General features: G+C 45.3%; 2 protein-coding genes. Both read right to left on the bottom strand.

Annotation, left to right across the window (positions count from 1 at the left end; genetic code table 11):
• Nucleotides 1–57: 57 nt before the first annotated feature.
• Nucleotides 58–2,052 carry a BCCT family transporter gene (locus B5J94_RS13040; RefSeq protein ID WP_062501296.1) on the bottom strand — a complete coding sequence of 665 codons (1,995 nt, stop codon included), beginning with the start codon at nt 2,050–2,052 and terminating at the stop codon, nt 58–60.
• Between the two features lie 283 nt (nt 2,053–2,335).
• Nucleotides 2,336–3,448: an S-(hydroxymethyl)glutathione dehydrogenase/class III alcohol dehydrogenase gene (locus B5J94_RS13035; RefSeq protein WP_062501297.1), complete on the bottom strand. Its 1,113-nt coding sequence runs from the start codon at nt 3,446–3,448 to the stop codon at nt 2,336–2,338.
• Nucleotides 3,449–3,673: the final 225 nt, after the last annotated feature.

Below are 3,673 nucleotides of genomic sequence, written 5' to 3'. Positions count from 1 at the left end.
CTTTTGGGGTGCGGTTCAACTTCGCACCTTTTTTATTATCCTAAGAATACAAAATTTTTAACGCAAACTGTGCAAAAAGTGCATGTGGCGATGATACTGGCTCACAATGTCATTGATGACCCCTTCACTGCTCCATCCCATAATGTCATAATCCTGCCCACCTTCGCCCAAATGCACCTCGGCACGGTAATAGGTCTGGGTATCGTCATCACTTGCGGTACTGGTTGTGTCATCATCGCTGTGGACAAATTCAGGTTGGGCGTGGCTTGATAGACTGACTTTATAAACAAAGTCAATCTCACTGCCGTGATTGGTCAGCAGCACCACACTGCCTGATTTTTCATTTAATACCCGAGCATCCACGCCCAAGCCCCGTAGCTCTTCTGCCACGTCTTGACACGCCTCTTTGACGGTGGTGTCAATAAAACGGCTCACCGCAGAGCGACTTGGAAAATTCATAATGACATGCAATCTTTCACGCCACACACCACTGCCTTGGGCAGGTAAGGGCAGGCTTAGATTTTGTTGTAGGATTTCTTGTTTTTGGGCGTCCACGTTTAGAGCCTTTAACAGCCCATACATGGCAATCATCAGCACCGTAACAAAGGGCAATGCACTGGCGATTGCCATGGTTTGTAGTGCCCCAAGACCGCCAGCGAGCAGTAAAGCGATGGCCACCACGCCCGCCCCGATTGACCAAAACAGGCGATAACGCACCCCACGACTGCCCTTACCATGTGAACAAAGCATGTCCATGACGAGCGCCCCAGAGTCTGCTGATGTGATAAAAAACACGATAATCATGGCAAGTGCCACATGGCTAAACAATCCTGACATGGGAAGCTGTTCTAAAAAGGCAAACAAAGACAGCGACACATCTTTATTAATCACATCGCCCAGTATGGTGTTGCCTTGATTTAAAATCATGTCAATGGCGGAGTTGCCAAATACGGTCATCCACAAAAAAGTAAACCCCGCAGGAACAAACAGCACCCCAAGTATGAATTCACGAATGGTACGCCCACGAGAGACACGAGCGATGAACAAACCCACAAACGGTGCCCAACTTAGCCACCAACCCCAATACAAAATCGTCCAACCACCGAGCCAATCGGTTTTGTTATAGGCATATAAATTAAAAGTTAAGCCAACAATATTTGAGATGTATGAGCCAACATTTTGAACATAGGCTTGCATCAAAAATACCGTTGAGCCACCCAATAACACAAAGAGCAGCAACACAACCGCCAAACCCAGATTAAGCTCAGAGAGCATTTTTACGCCCTTATCAAGCCCTGAGATGACCGATACTGTTGCCAGTGCACAAATGATGGCAATCAAAATCACCTGACTGGTTGTCCCCACAGGGATGGATGAGAACATATGATTTAACCCTGTATTGACCTGTAACGCACCATAGCCTAACGACGTTGCCAAACCAAAGAGCGTCCCTACCACCGCAAACACATCTACCGCATGACCAATGGGGCCGTAGATTTTATCGCCGATGAGTGGATACAAAGCCGAACGCAAGGTCAATGGCAAATTATGCCGATAGGCAAAAAACGCCAAAATCAGAGCCACCACCGCATACACCGCCCAAGCATGCAAGCCCCAATGAAAAAAGGTAAGTCGCATGGCTTGACGAGCAGCATCTACCGTACTGCCATCCCCATGTGGTGGGTTTAAAAAATGCATGACAGGTTCTGCCACACCAAAAAACATAAGCCCAATGCCCATGCCTGCCGAAAAGAGCATGGCAAACCATGAAAAATTGCTATAATCAGGGCGAGAATGGTCAGGGCCTAGCTTGATGTTACCAAGTTTTGACAATCCCAAATACACGCTAAACAATAAAATAATCGCCACCGTCAGCACATAGTACCAACTGGCATTATCTACAATCACCGATTGCACCGCTTTAAAGGTCTTATCTGCAAGCTCAGGCAATAAAACAGCAAACAAGCTAATAAAGGTAATCAATCCTGCTGATGTCAAAAACACAGGCATGTTCAGTCCATGTTTGTGTTTTTTGGGTGTAGACGTACTCATATTACACTCCTATGATATGGTAGTGCAATAAAATATGGATAAACAATAACCCAGTAAAAAGACTGATGAGATACATCAGTCCTATTTGAGATACATCAGTCCTATTCATATTTGATTGCACCAATGACGTTCATCTTGAACAAAATCTGTCCAAAATTTGTTAATATCCGAAAGATTGTAACACAATTTAGCCAAAAAATAAAATTTGCTTAGGAATTAGTATCATTTACACAAAAAAGACCGCCCATAAAGACAGTCTTTTTACCAAACCAGCATTTAAGAGTTAAGAATAATGCACCACCGAACGGATTGACTCACCTTGGTGCATTAAATCAAACGCATCATTGATTTGCTCTAATGGCATGGTGTGCGTAACAAAAGGCGATAAGCGGATTTTGCCACTCATGGCGTCCTCTACCATTTGGGGTAATTGGCTGCGACCTTTGACGCCACCAAATGCCGTGCCTTTCCATGTTCTGCCTGTAACAAGTTGGAAAGGACGGGTGGAAATCTCCTCTCCTGCCCCTGCCACACCAATAATCACCGACTGCCCCCAACCACGATGAGCCGACTCCAACGCTGCACGCATGACATTCACATTACCAATACATTCAAAAGTGTGGTCAACGCCCCATTTGGTCATCTCAATGAGTACCTCTTGGATTGGTTTGTCAAAATCTTTTGGGTTTAGGCAGTCGGTTGCCCCAAATTCTTTTGCCAACGCAAATTTTTCAGGGTTGGTGTCAATGGCAAAAATCCGCCCAGCACTCGCTTGTTTTGCCCCTTGAATGACTGCCAAACCAATACCACCCAAGCCAAACACTGCCACAGAGTCGCCTGCCTGCACTTTGGCGGTGTTATGCACCGCACCAATGCCTGTTGTTACCCCACACCCTAGCAAACAGACTTCTTGGGGGTTGGCATCGGGGTTGATTTTGGCAAGTGATACATCAGCAACCACCGTGTACTCGCTAAATGTAGAACAGCCCATATAATGATAAATCGGTTTGCCCTCATATGAAAAACGGCTGGTACCGTCTGGCATCACGCCCTTGCCTTGTGTGGCTCGCACAGAAACACATAGGTTGGTTTTGTCAGACTGGCAAAACAGACACTCACCACATTCTGCTGTATAAAGCGGAATGACGTGGTCGCCAACGGCAACACTTGTTACACCCTCTCCTACCTCTACCACCACGCCCGCTCCTTCATGCCCAAGTACGGCAGGAAATAGCCCTTCTGGGTCAGCACCTGATAAGGTAAAGGCATCTGTATGGCACACGCCTGTGTGAGTGATTTTGACCAAAACCTCACCTTTTTTGGGGCGTTCTACGTCAATTTCTACAATTTTTAAGGGTTCGTTGGGGGCAAATGCCACCGCTGCACGAGATTTAATGGTGTTCATAATGGATATCTGATTGTGAAAATGGCAACTATTATAAGGCGTTATAGATATTTTGGCTAATTGATAATTGTGATAGGTGGGTATTAATTAAAATGATACATCAGGTTTTCAGGCTGGCTGAACACTTTAAAATATCATAAAAATCCATTACAATAAATCAACTTAATTTCAGATACTTAAAAAATAATATGTCCAACACTGAACCGCACCCCAAAA

This window comes from Moraxella lacunata (assembly GCF_002027545.1).
GTDB lineage: Bacteria > Pseudomonadota > Gammaproteobacteria > Pseudomonadales > Moraxellaceae > Moraxella > Moraxella lacunata.
Note: the sequence above shows the minus strand (reverse complement) of the source record. Positions and strands in the feature narration are given on the sequence as shown.

Excerpts from the sequence above, each read along its gene's own strand:
- B5J94_RS13040 (WP_062501296.1), bottom strand. The coding sequence starts at position 2,052 with ATGAGTACGTCTACACCCAAAAAACACAAACATGGACTGAACATGCCT.